The organism is Ralstonia sp. SET104 (genome assembly GCF_003851545.1).
Lineage (GTDB): Bacteria > Pseudomonadota > Gammaproteobacteria > Burkholderiales > Burkholderiaceae > Ralstonia.
Map to the genome: position 1 here is coordinate 68720 of NZ_BHVX01000019.1, position 15628 is coordinate 84347.

At 64.7% G+C, this 15628-nt stretch carries 14 protein-coding genes and 1 pseudogene; 4 read left to right on the forward strand and 11 right to left on the reverse strand.

From position 1 onward, the window contains the following. Position 1: 1 nt before the first annotated feature. From tkt to PSUB009319_RS20060, 11 genes and pseudogenes are all read right to left on the reverse strand, one after another. Entirely contained in the window at positions 2 to 2017 is a 2016-nt protein-coding gene (tkt, locus tag PSUB009319_RS20010; RefSeq protein ID WP_124383945.1) for a transketolase, read from the reverse strand. A 115-nt stretch (positions 2018 to 2132) separates the two neighbouring features. After that, positions 2133 to 3281 (reverse strand): galactonate dehydratase, encoded by a 1149-nt coding sequence (dgoD, locus tag PSUB009319_RS20015; protein ID WP_124383946.1) that lies wholly within the window; start codon positions 3279 to 3281, stop codon positions 2133 to 2135. Beyond that, positions 3278 to 3913 carry a 2-dehydro-3-deoxy-6-phosphogalactonate aldolase gene (locus PSUB009319_RS20020; RefSeq protein ID WP_124383947.1) on the reverse strand — a complete coding sequence of 212 codons (636 nt, stop codon included), beginning with the start codon at positions 3911 to 3913 and terminating at the stop codon, positions 3278 to 3280. Before PSUB009319_RS20020 ends, dgoD begins: the two co-directional genes overlap by 4 nt. 10 nt (positions 3914 to 3923) lie before the next feature. Then, positions 3924 to 4733 (reverse strand): SDR family oxidoreductase, encoded by an 810-nt coding sequence (locus tag PSUB009319_RS20025; RefSeq protein WP_124383948.1) that lies wholly within the window; start codon positions 4731 to 4733, stop codon positions 3924 to 3926. Continuing rightward, on the reverse strand, positions 4730 to 5614 hold the full coding sequence (locus PSUB009319_RS20030) for an aldose 1-epimerase (protein ID WP_124383949.1): 885 nt from the start codon (positions 5612 to 5614) through the stop codon (positions 4730 to 4732). The genes PSUB009319_RS20025 and PSUB009319_RS20030 overlap by 4 nt, the downstream gene beginning before the upstream one ends. After that, on the reverse strand, positions 5595 to 6506 hold the full coding sequence (locus PSUB009319_RS20035; protein WP_374704216.1) for an SMP-30/gluconolactonase/LRE family protein: 912 nt from the start codon (positions 6504 to 6506) through the stop codon (positions 5595 to 5597). Before PSUB009319_RS20035 ends, PSUB009319_RS20030 begins: the two co-directional genes overlap by 20 nt. 19 nt (positions 6507 to 6525) lie before the next feature. Continuing rightward, on the reverse strand, positions 6526 to 7473 hold the full coding sequence (araH, locus tag PSUB009319_RS20040) for an L-arabinose ABC transporter permease AraH (protein ID WP_374704217.1): 948 nt from the start codon (positions 7471 to 7473) through the stop codon (positions 6526 to 6528). Positions 7474 to 7549: 76 nt separating this feature from the next. Beyond that, positions 7550 to 9074: pseudogene (gene araG / locus PSUB009319_RS20045) on the reverse strand (L-arabinose ABC transporter ATP-binding protein AraG). Positions 9075 to 9107: 33 nt separating this feature from the next. After that, on the reverse strand, positions 9108 to 10112 hold the full coding sequence (locus PSUB009319_RS20050; RefSeq protein ID WP_124383952.1) for an arabinose ABC transporter substrate-binding protein: 1005 nt from the start codon (positions 10110 to 10112) through the stop codon (positions 9108 to 9110). 75 nt (positions 10113 to 10187) lie between these two features. Continuing rightward, positions 10188 to 11207 (reverse strand): 2-dehydro-3-deoxygalactonokinase, encoded by a 1020-nt coding sequence (locus tag PSUB009319_RS20055; RefSeq protein WP_124383953.1) that lies wholly within the window; start codon positions 11205 to 11207, stop codon positions 10188 to 10190. Positions 11208 to 11246: 39 nt separating this feature from the next. Continuing rightward, positions 11247 to 12317 carry a porin gene (locus PSUB009319_RS20060; RefSeq protein ID WP_124383954.1) on the reverse strand — a complete coding sequence of 357 codons (1071 nt, stop codon included), beginning with the start codon at positions 12315 to 12317 and terminating at the stop codon, positions 11247 to 11249. Between the two features lie 178 nt (positions 12318 to 12495). Here PSUB009319_RS20060 and gcvA point away from each other — a divergent pair, with 178 nt between their 5' ends. The 4 genes from gcvA to PSUB009319_RS20080 all read left to right on the forward strand — a co-directional run bounded on the left by gcvA (position 12496) and on the right by PSUB009319_RS20080 (position 15440). Beyond that, complete coding sequence (gene gcvA / locus PSUB009319_RS20065; protein ID WP_124383955.1) at positions 12496 to 13422, forward strand: transcriptional regulator GcvA; 927 nt, start codon at positions 12496 to 12498, stop codon at positions 13420 to 13422. A gap of 98 nt (positions 13423 to 13520) precedes the next feature. Then, positions 13521 to 13943: a glyoxalase/bleomycin resistance/extradiol dioxygenase family protein gene (locus PSUB009319_RS20070; RefSeq protein ID WP_124383956.1), complete on the forward strand. Its 423-nt coding sequence runs from the start codon at positions 13521 to 13523 to the stop codon at positions 13941 to 13943. 65 nt (positions 13944 to 14008) lie between these two features. After that, positions 14009 to 14758, forward strand: coding sequence for a 16S rRNA (uracil(1498)-N(3))-methyltransferase (locus PSUB009319_RS20075; protein ID WP_124383957.1), 750 nt, complete (start codon positions 14009 to 14011; stop codon positions 14756 to 14758). A gap of 82 nt (positions 14759 to 14840) precedes the next feature. After that, the gene (locus tag PSUB009319_RS20080; RefSeq protein WP_124383958.1) at positions 14841 to 15440 is read left to right on the forward strand and encodes a YidB family protein; all 600 of its coding nucleotides are present in this window, start codon (positions 14841 to 14843) and stop codon (positions 15438 to 15440) included. Positions 15441 to 15628: the final 188 nt, after the last annotated feature.

Consider the following 15628-nt stretch of genomic DNA (forward strand, 5'->3'; position numbering starts at 1 on the left):
GTTAAGCAATGACGCTCTTGGCGGTGTTCACCACGTTCTCGACGGTGAAGCCGAAGTGCTTGAACAGCACGCCCGCCGGGGCCGACTCACCGAACGTGTCGATGCCGACAACGGCCTGCACCTGGTACTTCCACCAGAAGTCGGTCACGCCGGCTTCCACAGCGATGCGCGGCACGCCGTGCGGAAGCACGCTGGCCTTGTAAGCCGAGTCCTGCTTGTCGAACACGGTGGTTGCAGGCACGGACACCACGCGTGCCTGGATGCCTTCAGCAGCCAGTTGGTCAGCCGCGCTGACCGCCAGGCCCACTTCCGAACCGGTTGCGATGATGACCACGTCCGGCTTGCCCTTGGTCGCATCGCGCAGCACGTAGCCGCCGCGGGCGATGGCTTCGCGCGTGGCCGGGTTGCGTGCCTGGAACGGCAGATTCTGGCGGCTGAAGATCAGGCAGCTCGGGCCGTTCTGGCGCTCGATGGCGGCAGCCCAGGCGACGGCGGTTTCGGTGGTGTCGGCCGTGCGCCAGACATCCATGTTCGGGATCAGGCGCAGGCTGGCGACGTGCTCGATCGACTGGTGCGTCGGGCCGTCTTCCCCCAGGCCGATGGAGTCGTGCGTGAAGACGAAGATCGCGCGGATCTTCATCAGCGCAGCCATGCGCAGCGCGTTACGGCTGTAGTCGGAGAACGTCAGGAACGTACCGCCGTACGGGATGTAGCCGCCGTGCAGAGCGATGCCGTTCATGATGGCGCTCATGCCGAACTCGCGCACGCCGTAGTTGATGTGGTTGCCCCAGGCATCCACACGCACGGCCTTGCTGCCGCTCCAGTTGGTCAGGTTCGAGCCGGTCAGATCGGCCGAGCCGCCCAGCAACTCGCCCAGCACCGGGCCGTAGGCTTCCAGCGTGTTCTGGCTGGCTTTGCGGGTGGCGATGGTTTCGGCCTTCTGCTCGCACTTCTCAATGAACTCGGCGACAGCCTTGTCGAAGGCTTCGGGCAGTTCACCACGCATGCGGCGCTCGAACTGTGCGGCTTCGGCCGGGTAACGCTCGGAATACGCATCGAACAGCGCATTCCAAGCCTTTTCCAGTGCTTGGCCTTGGCCCTTTGCGTCCCACGCGTCGTACACGGCTTGCGGGATTTCAAACGGGGCGTGCGGCCAGGCCAGCGCTTCGCGCGCGGCGGCAATTTCGACACCCCCCAGCGGCGCGCCATGCACGTCGTGGCCGCCTTCCTTGTTGGGTGCGCCCTTGCCGATCAGGGTGCGGCAGCAGATCAGCGTCGGCTTGTTCGACTTCTTGGCTTCTGCAATGGCGGCTTCCACGGCGGCCACGTTATGGCCATCCACGGCGCGGATTACGTTCCAGCCGTAGGCTTCGAAGCGCTTCGGGGTGTCGTCGTTGAACCAGTGAACGACGTCGCCGTCGATCGAGATGCCGTTGTCATCCCACAGGGCGATCAGCTTGTTCAGGCCCAGCGTGCCGGCCAGCGAACAGGCTTCGTGGCTGATGCCTTCCATCAGGCAGCCATCGCCCAGGAAGACGTAGGTGTGGTGGTTGACGATGTCGAAGCCCGGGCGGTTGAACTCCTGGCCGAGCAGACGTTCGGCCAGCGCCATGCCGACGGCGTTGGTGATGCCCTGGCCAAGCGGGCCGGTGGTGGTTTCCACGCCCGGCGTGATGCCGTATTCCGGGTGGCCGGCGGTCTTGCTGTGCAGTTGGCGGAAGTTCTTCAATTCCGACATCGGCAGGTCGTAGCCGGTCAAGTGCAGCAGCGCATACAACAGCATCGAGCCGTGGCCGTTGGACAGCACGAAGCGGTCGCGATCCGGCCAGCGCGGGTTCAGCGGGTTGTGGCGCAGGTGGCGGCTCCACAGCGCCACGGCGATGTCCGCCATGCCCATCGGCGCGCCGGGATGGCCCGAGTTGGCTTGCTGGACGGCGTCCATGGCAAGCACGCGAATGGCGCTGGCCATCAACTGGGTAGGCTGGGTGGTATTCGAGTGGAGGGCGGGGGCGGTCATGCGAACCTGCGGCAGGAAATAGGCGGGAAAACCGCGATTTTACCAGACGGTGATAGCCCGGCTGGGCTGATCGCGGTCAGTAAAACGTGCTACGACTCCCCTTCCCCCGCCCGGCTTACCACTCTGCGACAGAACCGTCGGCGTGGCGCCACACCGGGTTGCGCCAGTCGGGCGCTTCCTTGCTGCGCTCGATGACCAGCGCCTCGTCAATGTCGACACCCAGGCCGGGCAGGCGCGGTGGGCGGATATAGCCGCCTTCCAGCGCGAAATCGGCCTTGTTTCGCACGTAATCGAGCAATTCGGCGCCCTTGTTGTAGTGGATGCCCATGCTTTGCTCCTGCAACGTGGCGTTCCAGCTGACGAAATCGACGTGCAGGCAGGCGGCCAGCGCAATCGGCCCGAGCGGGCAATGCGGCGCCAACGCCACATCGTAGGCCTCGGCCATCCCGGCAATCTTCAGGCATTCGGTAATGCCGCCCGCGTGCGACAGATCCGGCTGGAGGATGGAGACCCCGCCCGCCTCCAGCACGCGCTTGAAGTCGAAACGCGAGAACATGCGCTCGCCGGCGGCGATGGGCAAATGCGTGTGCGCGGCCAGCCGGGCGTAGCTCTCGGCCTGTTCCGCCAGCACGGGCTCTTCGATAAACAGCGGGCGATATGGCTCCAGCTCCTTGATGAGCACCTTGGCCATCGGCGCAGAAACGCGGCCGTGGAAATCGAGCCCGAACTCGACAGCATTGCCAAAGGCCGAACGGATTTCGGCCACCTTCGCCACCGCTGCATCCACCGCGCGGGACGTGTCAATGATGCCCATCTCTTCGCAGCCGTTGAGCTTGAAGTGATCAAAGCCGCCGGCCTGCAACGCCTTCATGCCGGCAATGACGTCGGCCGGGCGATCACCGCCGACCCAGCTGTAGGTGCGCATTTTGTCGCGCACCAGGCCGCCGAGCAGCTCGTACACCGGCACGCCCAACACCTTGCCCTTGATGTCCCACAACGCCTGATCGATACCGGCAATGGCGCTCATCAGGATCGGGCCGCCGCGGTAGAAGCCAGCGCGGTACATGGTCTGCCAGAGGTCGTTGATGCGGCTCGGGTCCTGACCGACGAGATAGTCGGACAGCTCGTGCACCGCCGCTTCCACCGTGCGCGCACGGCCTTCGATAACGGGCTCGCCCCAGCCGGTGACGCCCTCATCGGTCTCGATTTTCAGAAACATCCAGCGCGGAGGCAGGCGGTACGTGGTCAGGCGGGTGATTTTCATGGGTGGATCGTTCGGTCAGATTGGGCAGTGCGATAGGCGGTGACAAAGGCGCGCGCGCGCTCGGCGGTGCGCTCGACGGGTTGGCCCGGACGATAGAGGTCGCTGCCAAGCCCGGCGCCGATGCAGCCGGCGGCAAGGTAGTCGACGAGGTTCTCCGGCGTGATGCCACCGACGGCAAACACCGGCACCCCTGAAGGCAACACGGCCTTGAGCGCGCGAACATAGCCGGGGCCGAGTGCGCCGGCGGGGAAAATCTTCAGTGCTTGCGCGCCCGCGTCGAGCGCGGCAAACGCCTCGGTGGCGGTCATGCAGCCAATGCAGGTGACAAGACCGGCGCGGACGGCGGCGCGGATCACCGGCGTGTGCGTATTGGGCGTCACGACCAGCTTGCCGCCCGCCGCGAACATCAGGTCCACATCCTCTGGGCGCAGCACGGTGCCGGCACCAATCAATGCGCGGTCACCGAATGCGCGCGCGGCCAGTTGCACGCTCTGCGCCCAGTCGGGCGAATTGAGCGGAATTTCGATGGCGTCAAAGCCGGCATCAACCAGTGCCTGCGTATGCGCCAGCACCTCGTCAGGCCGGATGCCGCGCAGGATGGCGATCAGCGGAAGGTGGGTTGTCCAGGTCATGCGTCGCGCCTTATTCGTGATAGAGCTGCGAGCGGCCGCCATCGATCAGGATGTCGGTCGCGTTGATGAAGCGCGCCTCGTCGGAGGCGAGGAAGAGCGCGGTATAGGCCACCTCTTCGGGCTCGCCGATGCGCTTGCAGGGCAGCAACTCGGCCTGGCGGCGGCGTTCGGCTTCGGGGTCGGGCGCGGCAGCAAAACCGGCCTCGGCAATAGGCGTGAGGATCAACCCTGGCGAGATCGAATTCACCCGGATGCCGCGCGCCGCATATTCAATACCCAGCGCACGCGTGAGCCCAATCAGCCCATGCTTGGCCACCGGATACGGAAACGCGCCCGGGATGATCTTGTGCCCATGCACCGACGCGATGTTGACGATGCTGCCGCCACCCCGCGCCAGCATGTGCGGCAGCACAGCCCGTGCGCAATGCCATGCGCCTTCCAGGTCGACGGAGAGGCAGCGCGCCCAATCGTCCTCGCTCAGCTTGAGCGGATCGGAGAACACGTTGATACCTGCGTTGTTGACCAGCACGTCGATGCCGCCAAAGCGCTCGACGCCTGCCGCGACCATCGCGTCGATCTGATCGCGGCGGCGCACGTCGGCCTGCACGAGAAGGATGTTGCCGTCGTTGCCGCCGCTGTTGCCAATGGAGGCGGCAAAGGCTTCGGCGCGTTCGTCACGCACCAGCGTATTGACGATCACGCGCGCGCCGTGCCGCGCAAACAGCTTGGCAATCGCCCCGCCAATGCCTTGCGTGGCCCCCGTCACCAGGGCGACCTTGCCCGCAAGACGCGGCGGAAAAGACGTGAGAGAAACAGTCATGCTTCAGAACGATTCACGGTGAATTGATAGCTGCGCTGCAGGCTCTGCCCGGTGCCCAGAATTGTCAGCCCGTGGTCTTGCGGCAGGCCCGGCAAGTTGTGCGCGTTGATGGCGTGGTCGACCGGTTCAAAGCAGAAGAAATCGTGTTCCACCGGGGTGTACAGCACATAGCGCGACGTGTCCGCTGTGATCTGCACCGACATGCGGCGGCTGGGCCAGACGATCTCGGCGCGGCCATCCCAGCCTTCAAAGCTGTGGTTGATGGCGGCGTTGGCTTCCAGCTTCCGGAGCTTGCGAAAATCGGCATCTGAAGACGGCGCGTGCAAAACCGTCGGCAGATGGTCCGGTGCGGATTGCCACATGGCTGTGGCGCTTGCGTGCAACCGAACATCGGGCGACCGCGGGAAAAATGGATGCACACCCAGCCCGAACGGCAGTGGCGCGCCCTCGTTGCGCACCGTCAGCACGATCTGCAGCGTGTTGCCCGCGAGCGTGTAGCGCTGCACCGCCAGATAGCGGAACGGGCGGCCGTGGTCGACCATCGCGGCGAGTTCAACCGACGTGCTCGCTTGCGAGACCGGTTGCCACGGCATCAGCCAGCCGTGACCGTGCAGCGGATACGATTCGTCGTCGCGCGTGCGCGGCACTTCAATGGTCCGGCCCCGGAACGGAAAACGCCCGCCGCCGATGCGGTTGGACCATGGCACCAGCGGGTAGCACGCCAGCGCTCTCGGATCGCACAGTGCAGCGTCAGCATCGCCCGGCCGGAAGATGGGGGCGGCGGCGCCATCGCAGAGCAGATCGAAACGCAACAACCCGCCACCGGCTTCTGGCAGCACGTCGGCGCGCAGCACGCCGTTCTCAAGCCGCAACGTAGGCATGGCCGAACCGGCCCTCCGGCAATCCACGCACGTTGGCCACAGCCAACTGGAAAATCGCGCCAGCATCCGCGTCTTCAGCCAGACGATGTGCCGACAGACCATCGCGTGCGGTTGCCAGGTAAAGCGTGTCGAACACCGCGCCGCCAAACGCCGGGCACGTGGGCTGCGATGCAGGCACGGCAACGCGCGCCAGCACGCGCCCGTCCGGCGCATAACGCGTCAGGCGGTTGCCGCCCCATTCGGCGTTCCACAGGCAACCGTCAGCGTCTACGGTTGAGCCGTCGGGCGAACCTTTGTGGCCGCCATCGGCATCGTGGTCACGCAGATCAGCAAAGACACGAATGTTGGCGACTTCGCCGGTCTGTCCGTCGTAATCGCACGCCTGGATGCGGCGGCTGTTCGTGTCGCACCAATACATGGTCCCGCCGTCTGGGCTGAAGGCGATGCTGTTGGCAATGGTGATATGCGGCAGCGCCAGACGTTGCAGCGCGCCCATCGGCGTGAAACGGTAGAAGCTGCCGGTGGGCTCCGGGCCGCCTTCATGCATGGTGCCGAAGACGTAGTTGCCGCAGCGATCGGCCCGACCGTCGTTGACGCGCGTGGCCGGGTTCTCGGGCTCGACGTCGGCCAGCAGCGTGAGCGTGCCGGTGCGCGTGTCGAAGCGGGCGATGCTCTTGGCCAGACCCAGGATCAGCACGCCAGGTTCGCCCGTCAGCACAAAGGAGCCCACGCGTTGCGGCAGCGGCCATTGGCGCTCCTGCCCGGTCGCCGGATCGTGCTGCCACAACAGCGATTCCTGGATGTCGGTCCACCACAGCGCACGCAGGGCATCGTCCCAGACAATACCTTCGCCCAGCGTGCAGCGCAGATCAGAGAGCGTGGTTGCGATCATTGTCATTGGCACGTTTTTTTCACTCACGGCCGCCGCGGTTCTTCAACTGGTCGACCAGCACTGCCGCCAGCAGAATCGCGCCGCGCACGAGGTACTGATAGAACGCGTCGATGTTCAGCAGGTTCATCGCGTTCTGCACGGTGCCCATGATGAGCACGCCGACCAGCACCCCGCTGATGGTTGCGCGGCCACCCAGCAGCGACACGCCGCCCAGCACACACGCCGAGATCACGTTCAGCTCAAAGCCCTGCGCCGCGTTTGGCTGGCCGCTCGTGATGCGCGCCGCCAGAATCACGCCCGCCAGCGCGGCAATCACGCCCTGGATCAGGAAGATAACGACGCGCGTCATGTTGACGTTCACGCCCGCCAGCCGCGCCGCTTCCGGATTGCCGCCAATCGCCAGCGTATTGCGCCCGTAGATCGTCTTGTTGAGCAGCACGCCAAACACGACAAAGCACAGTGCCGCGACCCACACCGGCGTCGGCACACCAAAGACGATGGTGTTGCCCAGGTCGAAAAAGGCCATATCCGACACGCCCACCGCCTGCCCGTGCGAAGCGATAAAAGCGAGGCCGCGCACGATTTCCATCGTGGCCAGCGTGGTGATCAGTGCGTTGATCTTGAGCTTGGCGATCACGAAACCGTTGATGCCGCCAATGACCGCCCCCGCCACCAGGCTCACGCCGATGCCCAGCGCGATGCTGCCGGTGGCGTTGATGATCATGGCGCAGAGCACGCCGGCAAACGCCACCGTGGAGCCGATCGACAGATCGAAATCGCGCGACGCCAGGCAGAACATCATCGTGCAGGCCACCATGCCGATCTGCGAGACAGACAGCGCCAAGCCCACCATGTTCTGCCACGAGAAGAAGTACTCGACCGAGAACGACAGCGCGGCAAACAGAATGGCGAAGATCAGCGGCAGGCTGAAATCGTCCAGCAGGCGGAGCAAGCGCGTCTTGTTCATCATGGTGCGAGCCGATGCAGCCAGGGCGTCGGAATGTTGCAGGGGTTGAGACTGGGACATCATGAACTCCGGGTTCTCAGGCAGCCAGTGGTGCCGTCGGCAGTGGCGCAGATTCGGGACGTAAGGCGAGCTTGAGCACGGCCTGTTCGTTGGCCTGCTCGCGCGGCAGCGCTCCGGCGATGCGGCCTTCGCTCATCACCAGCACGCGGTCGGCCACGCCAAGGATTTCTGGCAGCTCGCTGGAAATCATCAGCACGGCCACCCCGCGTTCGGCCAGCTCGTACAGCACTTGGTAGATCTCGTTCTTGGCGCCGACATCAATGCCGCGCGTGGGCTCGTCGATGATGAGCACGCGCATGTCGTCTTCCGCCAGCCAGCGCGCCAGGATGGCCTTCTGCTGATTCCCGCCGGACAGCAGGCGGATCGGCTGCTCACGGTTGGGCGTCTTGATGCGCAGCCGCGTGATGTAGTGGTCGGCCGTCTTCGCTTCCTGCCTGTCGTTGACGAACAGGCCGAAGCGTCGCTGGTTGCGCCGGCAACTGATGTTGATGTTTTCCGACACCGAACGGCAGCCGATGATGCCCTCTTCCTTGCGGTCTTCCGGACACAGCACGATGCCCTGACGGATGGCGTCAGCCACATCGCGGATGCGAATCGGCGTGCCGTCCAGCGTGATGCTGCCGGCCGTCTTGCGATCGGCGCCGTAAATCAACCGGGCCAGCTCCGACCGCCCCGCCCCGACCAGTCCGAACAGGCCGACAATCTCGCCACGCCGCACGGACAGACTGGCCGGCTCGGCAAGCTTCTGGCCCATCAGGCCATCCACCCGCAGGCGCACGTCGCCCAGCGCGCGCGCGGTAATCGAAGATGTCGTCGATCTGGCGCCCGACCATCTGCGCGACCAGCTCGTCGCGTGTGACCTTGGCCATCGACGGAAAATCCGCCACTTTGCGGCCGTCGCGGAAGATCGTGCAGCCGTCGCACAGCTCGAAAATCTCGTCCAGCCGATGCGAGATGTAGATCAGTGCCCGGCCCTGCGCGCGCAGGTCTTTCACCAGGCGGAACAGGATGTCGGTCTCGCGGATCGACAATGAACTCGTCGGCTCATCCAGCGCAATCACGCGCGCATCGCGCAGGATCGCCTTGCAGATTTCCACCATCTGGCGCTGGCCGATCGACAGGTGCTTCAGGCGCGCGCGCGGGTCCAGATCGACGCCAATTCGCCCGAGCTGTTCGCGCGTCCACGCCATCGCCTCGCGCTGGCGGATAAACCCGCCGCTGGCTGGCAGATGGCCGAGCAGCAGGTTGTCCATCACGGTCAGCTCAGGCACCGTCTGCAGTTCCTGGTGGATGACGGCAATGCCGGCATCCAGCGCCGCCCGCGTGGTCGGGAATGCAGTCGGCCGGCCCTCGACGACGATCTGCCCACCATCGGGCTGATAGTCGCCGCCCAGGATCTTCAACAGCGTCGACTTACCCGCGCCGTTCTCGCCCAGCAAGCCGTGCACGCGGCCGCATTCGATGCCAAACGACACATCGGACAGCGCCCGCACACCCGGAAACACCTTGCTGATGCCACGAAACTCAAGAAACGCCGACATGGCAAGCCTCCTCCGCTAACGTCGTTCGCAAGATCACAAACCCATCTCTTGGCGGACGGCCTTCTCGTTGTCGCGCGTCATCAAGCGGCCGCTCGTCAGGGTGAGCGGGGCCGGCGCCTTGTTGTCCTTGATCCACTCATACATGTTGAGCGAGGTCTCGTAACCGTGACGCTTCGGGCTGATGAGCACGGTGCCGAAGAAGCCGGTCTTCTCGGGCTTGGAGAATTCGTTTAGCGCCGACTGACTGCCGCCAATGCCCACCCCGATGATGTCCGCCGGCTTCACGCCATGGCCTTCTGCCGCGCGTACGGCGCCAAGCACCGCTTCGTCATTCAGGCCGAACGCAATCCAGTGCTTGAACTTGGGGTTTTTGGTAAGCGTGATATTGGCGGCGTTGAACGCGGCTTCGGTATCCGTCTTGGCCTGCGGGCTGGTCAGCACATTGGCGGCCGGGAAGCCCGCCTTGCTAAGCGCAGCCACGGCGCCATCGGTGCGCTCCTTGGCGGTCGGCAACTGGTCATACGCAATGCGGATGGCGCCGACTTCCGACAGGCTCCAGCCGCGCTTCTTCATCTCCTGCGCGATGGCATCGCCCACCTGTTCGCCGATCTTCGTGGCGGAGATACCCATGTGCGGCACCGACTCAATCGGCTTGCCGCCGCCGTCCACCAGGCGATCATCCACTGTCATCAGCTTGAGGTTGTTTTGGCGGGCCTTGGCCACCACGGCCGGTCCGAGCTTCACATCAGGCACGCAGATCACGAAGCCCTGCGCATGCTGTGCGCCCAGGTTGTCGATGGCGGTCAGCACCTCGCCGCCGCTGGGCACGCCAATCTTGACCAGCTTGAAGCCTTTCTCCTTGGCGGCCTGGTCAGCGAACTTCCATTCGTCCTGGAACCACGGTTCTTCCGGCTGCTTGACGAGGAAGCCGATCTTCACATCGTCGGCTGCATGGGCAAACACCGAAAAGCCGCCCGCCATGGCAAACAGGGTGGCGGCCGCAACGGCCTTGAAAGTCCCGCGTCGTTGTTGGTTCATCTTGTCTCCTTGCGGTGCCGTCCTGGCGGCACCTGTCTTGCGTTGGATGAAAAGTTAGGTTTGGCGGAGCGGGCGCTAGGCCTGCGCCACCTTCAATGTCTTCACCAGACCACGCTCGCGTGCGATGGCAATCGCGCCGCTGCCGGCCAGGTGTTCCTGCTGCTCACTGCTGGTGACGGTGACCTTGCCCGAGAAGAAATCGTCGTCCGACACCAGCACGGCCAGCGCTTCGCGCAGCAGCGGCTTGCCGGTAATGACGAACTGCGTGCCAGGGTTCATGCGGATCGCGCTGCTGTTTTTGAGCGTGAGCAAATCCGCGCCCAGCACCGCGCCCAGCAGGAAGTTGGCTCGCGCATTGCGTTCGTAGATGGTGAACTGGCCCAGCGTGCGCACCATGAAGCAGGCGCGCCCCAGCCCGATGCTGCTGGCGCTGCGCGCCCCGGACAGCAACATTTCCGGATCGACCTCGTTGGCAAAGTCGGAGTCGAGCGCATCGGCCAGGATGGTGTTGTGCGTGATCACGTGCAACAACTCGCCGGCCAGCGTTGTCACGCAACCCGTGATGCGTTGATCCGCATCCAGATGCACGAACTTCGAGTGCGAGCCCGGCAGCACGATCACTGCCGGTTCGCTGATACCGAGGCGCGAGACCAGGCCCATGGTCTCGACCTCTTCGCCGCGCATCATGTCCATCGATTCAATGTTGTGCAGGCCGAGGTTATCCACCGGATTGCGCACGCCCGGCACAAACCAGATCGGCTGGGCACAGACCTCGGGGATGCTCGCCTGCACCATCCCGGCAGCCAGATCGCGCAGGCCAGCCGGCGCCACCAGGTGCGGCACTTCGTGCAGGCCGACGTTGGAGGTGATCATGCCGGACGCCAGCACCAAGTCGACCTGGCTCATGCTGAAGCCGGCCTTCTGCAGCGCAGCTTCAATGGTGTCCTGCACGCCGCGCTGCAGCGTCGTCCGGTTGCCGGTGATGGCGGTGTCGCGCACCCCAACCTGGCGCGCGGCCTGGCAGAGCGCAACGTCATCGCGCCAGACCGTGACGCGTGTGTTGGTGGTACCGGTATCGATGGTGAGGATGTTCATGCGTGGCATTGCTTGGTGTGACGTGGCCGGGATTCGGGCTTAGAACGAGTGAACGATACCCGTATAGGCACCCAGTTGGTTCTTACCCGGCGCCGGGTTGTTGTTGGTCGCCTCCACCGAGAAATTGGCGGTGGCGCTGTTTTGCACGGTGCCCACGCTGGCGTACAGCATCGTGCGCTTGGACAGGTTGTAGTTCGCACCGGCCATGAACAGGTTGGCATTGCCGCCACCGTGGTTCACGTTGATGCGATATGCCGCGCCGATCAGCGTGAGCGCTGGCGTCAGCTCGTAATTCACGCCCAGCCAGTAGTGGTTGGCCTTGGTGGGCGAGCCGGCGGCGGCATCGGGCGCAGACAGGTTCTCGTACACGGCAAACAGCTTGGCCTTGCCGATGGTGTAGGTGCCGCCCAGCGTCGCTTCCTTCGAGAAATTGAAGATGTCGCTGAACTTGCCGTTGCCGTCACGAATGACGTCGTAGATCGCGCGAATCTCCACCGGCCCAGTCTTGTAGACGGCCGACACACCATCGCGGCGGCTGTTGCTGAAGGAGCCAGGCTGCTCGCCCAGGCCCGTTTGCAGGCCAATCTGGAAGCCGCCCCAGGTCGGGCTCTGATATTCGACGATGTTGTTGGCGCCTTGCCAGTTGCGCCCGCGCACCAGCGTGGCAGAGCCGATGAACTGCTGGCCGGTCGGGTCCAGGAACCAGACGTCGTTGCTGATGAAGAGGTTCTTGCCGGCGGTCAACGTGCCCCAGGTCGGGCTCGACAGGCCGACGTACGAACGGCGGTTGAACAACGCGTCGCCGTTGGTGCGGCCCTTGGTGGCGCCAAAGCCCGATTCCAGCCGGAACACCGCCTGCAGGCCGCCGCCCAACTCTTCCTTGCCCATGAACCCGAACATGCTGGTGCCCCACTGGTTGTCGGCACCGCGCCAGAGGCTGCCGCCAGACGATGTCGATGTGGGGGCAACGTTGTTCTGATAGTCGATGCCGGCAGCGACGCGGCCGTACAGGGTGACATTGGTATCGGCGAGGGTGGGAGCGGTCCAGCCTGCCAGCGCGAGCATCAGCGCACACACCGGCATCCCGCAAACAGCGGTGGTTCGATTCATGACGTCTCCTGAGATGTTTTTTGTAGGCGGGGTCCGGTGCGTCGCGTGGCTTGAGATCGCTGGATGCACACACCAGGCAAACGCCAACCGTCCCCAGGCGCATTTGTAGTCGTCGGGGCCTTAACGTGGCAAACTACAAATTCTTCGCGAGACGTTAAATTTTTCTTAACGAGAACGCATGCCACGGCGCCTCCCTCCCCTTAATGCATTGCGCGTCTTTGAAGTCGCGGGTCGTCATCTGAGCTTCAGCCGGGCCGCCGACGAGCTTTGCGTGACAAACGCTGCCGTCAGCCACCAGATCAAGCAGCTCGAAGATCATCTGGGCAAGAAGCTCTTTGCGCGCCGCAACAACCAACTCACGCTCACAGACGCCGGAGACAACTACCTCCCCCGCGTGCGCGATGCCCTGCGTGCGCTCGAACAGGCCACCGACCTGCTGATGGATACCGCCGACGCACCCCTGCGCGTGGCCGTGCCGCCAACCTTCGGTGCCAAATGGCTGGTGCCGCGGCTATACCGATTCTTCAACCAGCATCCGCACGTGCGCGTCGAGGTGTCCACCGCCGATGTGCAGGATCACGGCCAATTCGATCTGTGCATCGACGATCGGCAGGTCAACGCCCCCAACCTGCGCGTCGAGTGGTTCACCTCCACTGATTTTTTTCCGGTGTGCAACGCCACGCTGCAGGCAGCCATCCGCATGCCGCAAGACCTCGCCGCGCACACGCTGCTGCACGAGCGCGGCGGGCGTCATCTCGCGCACCACCCAACGTGGCGGCAATGGCTTGACGAAGTGGGCGTGCCCCAGATCGACGCCACGCGCGGGCCGGCGTTCTCCGAAGCGCTGATGGCACTGCAGGCGGCCATTGACGGCCAGGGCGTGGCGCTCGGCCAGGGCCTCCTCGTCGAATACGACATCGCTGCCGGGCGGCTCATGCGGCCGCTGGCGACCGAGGCCTCGCTTCGCCTGTCGTACTACCTCATTCATCCGCATCAGGCTGCCGAGCATGCAGGCTTTGCGCTGTTCCGCCAATGGCTCGTCGATGAAGTTGCACGCAGCGGCGGCCGTGCGCGCAACCAGCCCCCGGCAAGCGAGGTGTTTTGATTTCTTTTCGATTGTGGTGCTGCATGTGCGCTACTGGCGCTCTAAACTAACCGTTCTCGCTTGTCCCAGCCAGCATCGCGCCGAAGAAGGAGCCCGCCATGAGCTTCCCCCGCCCCGCCAACACCCCGTGGCTTGTTCCGTACCTGACCGTGCGCGATGCATCAGCCGCCATCGCCTTTTATCGCAACGCGTTCGGCTTTGGTGTGCAGGATGAGGTGCAAGACCATGGCCGCCCCATCCACGTCGAGATGACATATCAAGGCCAGCTCATGCTGATGTTTGCGCCCGAAGGCGCCTTCGGCTCCACCGCCAAAGCCCCGGCCGGCGCAGGCTTCGAGTGCCCGCAGAGCTTCCACCTGTATTGCGACGACGTTGACGCCGCGTTCCAGCACGCGCTGGACCAAGGCGCCGCGTCCATCATGGCGCCCCACGATGCCTTCTGGGGCGAGCGCTACGCAGCCGTGCGTGACCCCGACGGCTACCGTTGGGGCCTCGCTTGCCGCCCGGCTGCCGCAGCCTGATCGCTCCATCGCTCAATCGCCCATTCACCCGATCGCCCGACCCGATTCACACAAGGATTGCTGTAATGGGGCTTCCCCGTTTTTTCATCGACACACCGCTTGGCCCCCACACCACCGTCACGCTGCCCGAGGCCGTGACGCGGCACATCCACGTACTGCGTCTGACCGTTGGCGATGAGGTTTGCCTGTTCGATGGTTCGGGCCACGAGTTCCGCGCGCGGCTCGACGCCATCAACAAACGCGATGCCACCGCCAGCCTTGCTGATAGCACGCAGCCCGATACCGAGGCGCGCTACGCCATCACGCTCGCGCAGGGCATTGCCGGCGGTGACAAGATGGATTGGCTGATCGAGAAAGCCGTTGAACTGGGCGTACACGCCGTTGCGCCGCTGCAAACCGAACGCGGCGTGGTGCGCCTCTCGGGCGAGCGTGCCACCAAGCGCGTGCAGCATTGGCAAGCACTCGTGCAAGCTGCCTGCGAGCAATGCGGCCGCGCACGCGTGCCGGCTGTCGCGCCAGTCACCACACTGCGCGACTGGCTGGCCGCCGCCAAGTCCACAGCCGCGCCGCGCGTGTTGCTGTCGCCGCGCGGCACACAATCGCTCACGCAATGGGCGGTGCAATCGCGCACGCGCATCGAGGGCAGCGGCATCGTCCTGCTGATCGGCCCCGAAGGCGGTCTCTCCCCCGAAGAAGAAGCGCTTGCCGACGCCGCAGGTTTCTTACCACTGACACTCGGACGACGTATTCTGAGAACGGAATCGGCAGCGCTTGTTGCCGTGTCCGCGCTGCACGCCGTGCTCGGCGAGTTCTGAATTCTGACGACGAAACACTGACCGTTTGATCCCACCGGCGGGGCTCACCCCCTTTCCCGCCACTGACCAAAGGAGCTTCATCATGGGTCTACTCGATTCGATTCTCGGCGGCGGCAATGACGCCAGTGGCGCGCAATCGTCCTTGCTGGGTAACAAGAAGGTGCTGCTGGCCGTGGGCGTGCTGGCCTACCTGGCGATGAAACACAAGTCGCAAGGCACCGGCGATGCGGCTGCGCCCCAGGGGCAGGAAGATCAGGGCGGTGGCCTGTTCGGTTCGCTGGGGGGCCTTCTGGGCGCGGCCGGCGGTGCCGGCGCGCTGGGCGGCTTGCTCGGGGGTGCAGGCGGCGCTGGTGGCCTTGGCGGTCTGCTCGGCGGCTTGCTGGGCGGCGGCAGCGGCAACGCAGATCAGGCTGCGGCGGGAGGCCTCGGGCCGCTGCAGCAGATTCTGGAGCAAGCCGGTCTGGGCGAACAGGTCAAATCTTGGATCGGCAACGGCCCGAACCTGCCGGTGTCGGGTGAGCAGATTACCCAGGCGCTGAGCGGAACGGGCGCGCTGGAGGAAGTCTCGAAACTGGCCGCCAACTTCGGCATCAACGAGGGCGACCTCGCCAGCCAGCTCGCTGAAGGGCTGCCCGAAGCGGTCAATCACCTCACGCCGCAGGGTACAGTGCCGGCAGCCTGACCCTCGTCACCGCACAGGAAAAGAGCCCGCATTTGCGGTAATGCCGTTCAGTTAAGGTCTTTCCGAAGATATCGAAGGGCATAACGAGCAGGACGGGACTTGACGGTCCGATCGCATTTGCGGTTGGGCCGTTTTACGTTGATCAGCAGCTTGAGGTGCTCCCGCAGCCGTTTGAGAACGGCGGGAAG